General features: G+C 67.4%; 9 protein-coding genes. 8 read left to right on the forward strand and 1 reads right to left on the reverse strand.

Features of this window, described 5'->3' with window-relative positions; all coding sequences use genetic code 11:
* From Q8Q88_RS00630 to Q8Q88_RS00640, 3 genes are all read left to right on the forward strand, one after another.
* The coding region (locus Q8Q88_RS00630; protein WP_305673264.1) for a TrbI/VirB10 family protein at positions 1-1052 on the forward strand (1052 nt) is incomplete at its 5' end.
* Entirely contained in the window at positions 1052-1213 is a 162-nt protein-coding gene (locus Q8Q88_RS00635) for a DUF2274 domain-containing protein (RefSeq protein WP_305673265.1), read from the forward strand. The genes Q8Q88_RS00630 and Q8Q88_RS00635, both read left to right, overlap by 1 nt.
* Before the next feature lie 71 nt (positions 1214-1284).
* The gene (locus Q8Q88_RS00640; protein WP_305673266.1) at positions 1285-1539 is read left to right on the forward strand and encodes a hypothetical protein; all 255 of its coding nucleotides are present in this window, start codon (positions 1285-1287) and stop codon (positions 1537-1539) included.
* On the opposite strand, the gene Q8Q88_RS00645 is transcribed toward Q8Q88_RS00640, so the two are convergent.
* Positions 1508-2506 (reverse strand): LysR family transcriptional regulator, encoded by a 999-nt coding sequence (locus tag Q8Q88_RS00645; RefSeq protein WP_305673267.1) that lies wholly within the window; start codon positions 2504-2506, stop codon positions 1508-1510. The genes Q8Q88_RS00640 and Q8Q88_RS00645 overlap by 32 nt on opposite strands.
* 207 nt (positions 2507-2713) lie before the next feature.
* Here Q8Q88_RS00645 and Q8Q88_RS00650 point away from each other — a divergent pair, with 207 nt between their 5' ends.
* From Q8Q88_RS00650 to Q8Q88_RS00670, 5 genes are all read left to right on the forward strand, one after another.
* Positions 2714-3010: a DUF1778 domain-containing protein gene (locus Q8Q88_RS00650; RefSeq protein ID WP_305673268.1), complete on the forward strand. Its 297-nt coding sequence runs from the start codon at positions 2714-2716 to the stop codon at positions 3008-3010.
* A 3-nt stretch (positions 3011-3013) separates the two neighbouring features.
* The gene (locus Q8Q88_RS00655; protein ID WP_305673269.1) at positions 3014-3520 is read left to right on the forward strand and encodes a GNAT family N-acetyltransferase; all 507 of its coding nucleotides are present in this window, start codon (positions 3014-3016) and stop codon (positions 3518-3520) included.
* Between the two features lie 2 nt (positions 3521-3522).
* Entirely contained in the window at positions 3523-4497 is a 975-nt protein-coding gene (locus Q8Q88_RS00660; RefSeq protein ID WP_305673270.1) for a HEPN domain-containing protein, read from the forward strand.
* Positions 4498-4626: 129 nt separating this feature from the next.
* Positions 4627-5091, forward strand: coding sequence for a helix-turn-helix domain-containing protein (locus tag Q8Q88_RS00665; RefSeq protein ID WP_305673271.1), 465 nt, complete (start codon positions 4627-4629; stop codon positions 5089-5091).
* Between the two features lie 585 nt (positions 5092-5676).
* On the forward strand, positions 5677-6216 hold the full coding sequence (locus Q8Q88_RS00670) for an RNA polymerase sigma factor (RefSeq protein ID WP_305673272.1): 540 nt from the start codon (positions 5677-5679) through the stop codon (positions 6214-6216).
* Positions 6217-6248 lie beyond the last annotated feature (32 nt).

Below are 6248 nucleotides of genomic sequence, written 5' to 3' on the forward strand. Positions count from 1 at the left end.
AGGGGCCGGCGGAGCTTTACAGCACCGACAGCCACACGACCGCCGAGGGCCTGACCGCGGCGCCGAAGGACTACGCCGCGGTCCCCCAGCTCGGACCGCCGCTGCCGGGCGATCTGGGCCGACCGATCGTCAGCGCCCAGCTGCGCGGCGCGCAGGTTCCGCCGCCGCCCATGGGTGCGCCGGCGCAGCCCGGTTCCCAAGACCCCGCCGCCGACGCCACACGCCAGGCGCGCGAGGCGGCGCGGACCAGCCGGCTGTTCGCCGGCGGCGAGGGGCGGACGCCCGCGCCGGACAGCGTCCCCTCGGCGCTGTCGGCGCCATCACTTGCCCTTCCCGGACCGTTCGGCCCCGACGACGTCGCGGCGCCGGCGACCGCCCCATCGGACGCCGCCGACCAGAACGGTCAGGCGGCCAAGCGCGCCTTTCTCGCCGCGACCGGCCCAGCCTCGATAGTCGCTTCGGGCCGTCTGGAGCCGCCGGTCTCGCCCTATGTGCTCCAGGCCGGCGGCGTCATCGCCGCGGCCTTGATCACCGGCGTCCGCTCAGACTTGCCGGGGCCGATCACGGCCCAGGTGACGCAGAACGTCTATGACAGCCCGACCGGCGAGATCCTGCTGATACCGCAGGGCGCGCGCCTGATCGGCGAATACGATTCCGAGGTCTCGTTCGGGCAGACCCGCATCCTGCTGGCCTGGGACCGCCTGGTCCTTCCAAACGGCCGCTCGATCGCACTGGATCGTCAGCCCGGCGTCGATGGCGCGGGCTATGCCGGCCTGCAGGATCGGACCGACAACCATTGGGGCATGATGGCCAAGGCGGCGATGCTCTCGACCCTGCTGGGCGTCGCCGCTGAACTCGGTTCCGACAGCGACGATGAGCTCGCCCGGGCGATCCGGCGCGGGACCCAGGACACGATCAACCAGACCGGCCAGCAGATCGTCCGCCGGCAGATGAACGTCCAGCCGACGCTCACCATCCGCCCAGGGTTTCCGCTTCGCGTCCTGGTCACCCACGACCTCGTCCTGGCGCCCGTCCCCTCGGAGGTGAGATGATGGCCAAGCTCAAGCTGGGGCCGCTGGCCGACGACAAACCGGTCAAACTGACACTCGAATTGCCGGCCCCGATCCATCGCGACCTCGTGGCCTATGCCGCGGCGCTGGCGCGGTTCATGGCGACGGATCGTGCGTTCGCCAAGGCGCGGCGCGCAAACTGACCCCCGTGATGACTTGTGGCTCCCGTGCCGGACGATAAGGTTCGGACCCCGTTCGATTGGGGATTTCTGTCGTGGGCAAGTACGATCCGCTCCGCGCCTATCTGCGACGGAAGCGCGGCGAGCCGGTCGAGCTCAGCTTCGACGATCTCGAACGTATTCTCCATGCCCTGCTGCCGAAGGGCGCGCAGCATCATGACTGGTGGTCCAACGACGTCGCGGACGACGCTAAGACCGTGCAGCACCATGCGTGGCTGGATGCAGGCTATGAGGCCACCTTGCTCCCAGGCGAGCGTGTCAGCTTCCGACGTCGATCCCCACCGGCCTGACAAGGCGACGGCCGCCGTGGCGGTCGTTGCAAGACAGCGCCTCGGCCAAGGCCAGCAGTCGGTGAACCGCCGGCTTGGGATTATTCGGCGACCAGATCGCGTTGAACGACAGAATGGCGCGAGCGATGGGCCGGTAGGCGACGCCATCGGGACCGTTCGCCGACGCCGAGGCTGGCGCCAACATCAAGCCCTGTCCGAGGGCGACCAGGTGCAGCAGGGTATCGCGGCCCGCGGCCTGGCGCAGGATAGTCGCCTGTCCGCCCCGCCTGGCGAGGCGGCGGGCAAGGAAATCCTCCATCTCACGCCCGGGACCGGCCTCGGGGATGAGGAACCGCCGCCCGATCAGGTCAGACCAGGTCACCACGGCCAAGGCGGCCAGGTCATCATTGCTCGGCACGACGGCGACGAGGCTGTCGCGCCAGAGCGGCCGAACTGCGCAACCTGCCACCGAAGGCCGCCCCAAGAGAAAGGCGACGTCGAGCCGCCCACCGCGGAGAGCGGCGATGTGATCGCGCGACGACGCCTCGGTGATCAGGAAATGGCGAGCTGGCCACTTGCCGACGGCTGCGCGCAGCAGGCGGTCCAGAAAGCCGCCGGTCAACGGCGCCAGGAGACCGATCCTGACAAGGTCCTGTTCCGCGCGCGCTGCCGCACCGATGCGATCGACGGCACGATCGAGCTCGGCCAGCGCGCCTTGCGCGCCGTCCAGGAATTGCGCGCCATCCCGCGTGAGCCGCACGCCAGAGGGTCCGCGCTCGAAGATCGGAGCGCCCAAGCGCTCTTCCAGTTCACGGACGCGGCGAGAGATGGTCGACTGCTGGACGTCGAGCGCGCAGGCGGCGCGGCGAAAGCTACCGTGATGGGCGGCGCTCATGATGTAGCGCAACTGGGGCAACTTGATCGCCGCGCGGTGCGCCTGGCCGCCCGTGACGGCGGTCCGCGGCGCAGCCTCGTCGCGATCTTTCACATGAGCGGTGGGAAACGGCAGGGTCGCCCCCTCGCTGGCGACGGCCGTTGCGGCCGCCGGGGTCCAGCCAGGCGCATTCTGGCGATCTAGGCGAGCATATTGACCGGATATACGCGCAATATTCAGCCGACCCCGGCATATGGATCGTCGACAGCGTGACGATCTTGTAGCGCACGGACTTTTGCCGTACATTGAAGGCGAAAGGACATGCCCATGCCCGCCGCCTCGTCTCGTCAATCCGCTCCACGCGAACTGAAGAAGGAGCGCATCGAATTGCGCGTCGCCGCCTCCGCCAAGGACCTGATCCAGCGAGCCATGGCCGTCAGCGGCCTGACCGCCGGGGATCTGGCCTATGAGGGCGCACGCCGGGTGCTGGACGAGCATGAGCGCCTGGTGCTGACCGGCGCCGACCGCGACGCCTTCCTGGACGCCGTGACCAATCCGCCGGAGCCGACCGACCGGCTCGTCGCCGCCCTTCGGGCCCACCGCGACCGGCTGGGCTGACGCTTGGCCGTCGCGATCGAGGCGCTCACGAAACAGCATGATCGCGGCGCCTTCGCCTGCGGTCAGCCCGACCTCGACGCCTGGTTCCATCAGCGCGCCGGCCAGGACGAACGCCGCAACATCGCCCGCGTCTTCGTCGCCGTGGATGACGCGCTGGGCGTGGTGGGCTTCTACAGCCTCGGCGCCTTCACCCTGGCGCTCGACGACCTGCCCGAAGGCCTCGCCGGCAAGCTGCCGCGCTACGACGCCATTCCCGCCGCCTTGATCGGCCGGCTGGCCCGCGACGAGCGGGTGCGCGGCCAAGGGATCGGCGACCTGCTGCTCGCCGACGCCATCAAGCGCATCCTCGGCGCCGGGCGCACGCTCGCCGTCTTCGCCATCGTGGTCGAGGCCAAGGACGCGCGCGCCGTGAAGTTCTATGAAGCGTTCGGCTTCCGGCCCTTCCCCTCGCAGCCGAACCGGCTTTTCCTGCTGACCTCCACGGCGGCGACGGCGATGGAGAGGCTATAGACGTGGATACGCCCTCCAAGACGAAGACGACGCTCCAAGCCGGCGAGCCTCAGGGACTGATGAAGACGCGCCTGAACCAACTCCCCGCCGGCAAGCGCCAGGAACTGGAGTTCGTGGTCGAGCTCCTGCGCGAGGGCTTCGCCGAGGCGATCGCGCACCGGACCATGCCGCGCTTCAAGAACGGCCGCATCCTCAAGATCATCCTGTTCGGCAGCTATGCGCGCGGCGATTGGGTCGAGGACCCGGTGGGGCGCTACTTCTCCGACTACGACCTACTGGTGGTGGTCAACCATGAGGACCTCACCGACCTCGCCGAGTTCTGGGACAAGACCGAAAAGCGCCTGCTCAAGGAACTGGCCTCCGGCGAGAAGCTGCGCACCCAGCCCAGCCTGGTGGTTCACAGCCTCGACGACGTGAACGAGAAGCTGAAGCTCGGCCGCTACTTCTTCATGGACATCCTGCGCGACGGTATCCTGCTCCACGCCGAGCCCGGCCATCCCTTCGTCAATCCGCAGCCGCTGTCGGCGCTGGATGCGCTAACGGAGACGAAGGCGTACTTCGAGGAATGGTTCGCGGGAGCGAACAACTTTCAGAGCCTTTCCGAGGATGCTTGCCGGAAAGGAATGTCGAAGGAGGCCGCATTCCTCCTGCACCAGTCCGCCGAGAAGCTCTACCACTGCGTCCTGCTGGTGATCACGCTCTACAGCCCGAAGACGCATCGGATGAACCGCCTGCGAGACCTCGCCGAGGAACTCGACGCGCGCCTGATCGGGATCTGGCCGGGTTCCAACAAGTTCGAGCGTCGCGGCTACGACCTGCTTCGCCGGGCCTATGTCGAGGCCCGCTATTCCGCCCGCTACAAGATCACGAGCGAAGAGCTCACCTGGCTCGACGAGCGGATCACCCTGCTGCAGGGGCTCGTCCGCGAAATCTGCGAAGAGCGGATCGCTGTCCTGACCAAGGCTGCATCGGCCTAGGAATTCGCGTCTCGGACGTCTCGGCTTGCCACGCAACGGTACGGCTGAAATCTGGCGGCCGTTCCAGGGTCGCACCCTCTCCTGCGCGTTTTCTCAAGGAGACGACCACCCCGCCGGAGAGCCCTCGCGATGCCGCCCAAGCCCAATATCCACCCCGTCGACCTGCATGTGGGCGCGCGCATCCGAATGCAGCGGAACCTCAGACGCGCCAGCCAGAGCGAGTTGGCCCAGGCGCTGGGGCTGACCTTCCAACAAATCCAGAAGTACGAGCGCGGCGCCAACCGCGTCAGCGCCTCGATGCTGTTCGAGGCGGCCTTATTCCTGAACGTCCCCGTCGCCACGTTCTTCGAGGGCCTGCCCGACACCCAGGACCCGACGGCCGCCGTCGATGGCGCTCAGGCCGCCATGATCGGGGCGTTCCTTTCCTCCGGCGAAGGCGTCAGACTGGCCGAACTCGTCCCACAGCTGCCGGCAAGGTGGCGACGCCAAGTCCTGACGTTGGTTGAAGCGCTGGCGGATGAAACCGCCAAGCCGGCGACCGGCAGAAAGTCGGGGAGGTGGAAAGATCGTGCGAACGATCCCCGCGGGTTTTAGCGCCGAAGCGCCTGGACATGCCCGCAGGCTCCCCGACCTGATGGTTGCGGTTCGAGCCGGCGCAGCAATCCTAACGGGTGAACTCAGTGACGCCATAGGGCGCATCGTGCCGCGGCGGCGGTCTATCGGTTACTACCCAACGCTCGCGGTGCACGCCTTGCCGGGCCTGCTTCGCGGTCATATTCATATGGGTGCGGGCGCCGCGACATAGGGGCCGGCCTGGAGCCGGGGGCAATCGGCGGCGGTCGGTTCTGAAGATCGCGGCCTCTTCAATCGCAGAGGTTTCCACGCTCGCCCCCATTCCCAGGGCCAGATCAGGCCCTGCCTTGCGTGACGGAATTATTTGATTCAGGATTCCCCCTGTCGGCGTGAGAGCGTCGGCAGGGGCGTGGAAACCCCTTTGCGATGACCTGAGCCTTCTGTACGCGGCTTGCGAGTGTGCGCCCTGGTGTTCGCCTTCCTGAGGAGGAAGACGAGCTCGCGATCGCGCGAACGCGAGCCATGGCCACAACGTCCCGCGTAGGATTTCCAACAGATCGGCTGAACCGCCGCCGCCCCGCTCTGACACCAGTGGGAGCACGCGGCATGCGCCGATCGCAACGATGGCCCGAAGCGGCGCAAGCTCCGCCGTCGCAGGGTGGAGACAACGGGCTCGATGTCCTCTACCGCCGCTACGCCGACTGGCTGACGGCGATGCTACGACGCCGGTTCGGCGCGAGCATCGGCGACACCGCAGACGATCTCGTCCAGGAGACCTATGTCCGCATCGCGCCCTACGAGGCCGCTGGACAGATTCGCCAGCCGCAAGCGTTGCTGATGCGCGTGGCCTCGAACCTGGCGCGCGACCAGCTGCGGCGAAACAACGTCAGGGGCGTGCAGGTCGAGTTTTCTGGTGAGGACTCGGTGGAAGACGCTGAACGCATCGACGCCGATCAGGTCGAGGCGCTGTTCTTCAAGCAGATCGTCCTGACCATGCCGCCGACGTACAGGGATGTGTTTATCTTGAGCCGGATCGTCGGTTTGACCTATGAAGAAATCGCCGCGCACAGTGGGCTTTCGATCAAGACGGTTGAATGGCGGATGTCCAGGGCCCTGGCCCATTGCGCGGCGCGCGTGCAGGATTAGGCGACGGAAGACACGCCATGAGCCTTTCATCA

Source organism: Phenylobacterium sp. (assembly GCF_030697925.1).
Lineage (GTDB): Bacteria > Pseudomonadota > Alphaproteobacteria > Caulobacterales > Caulobacteraceae > Phenylobacterium.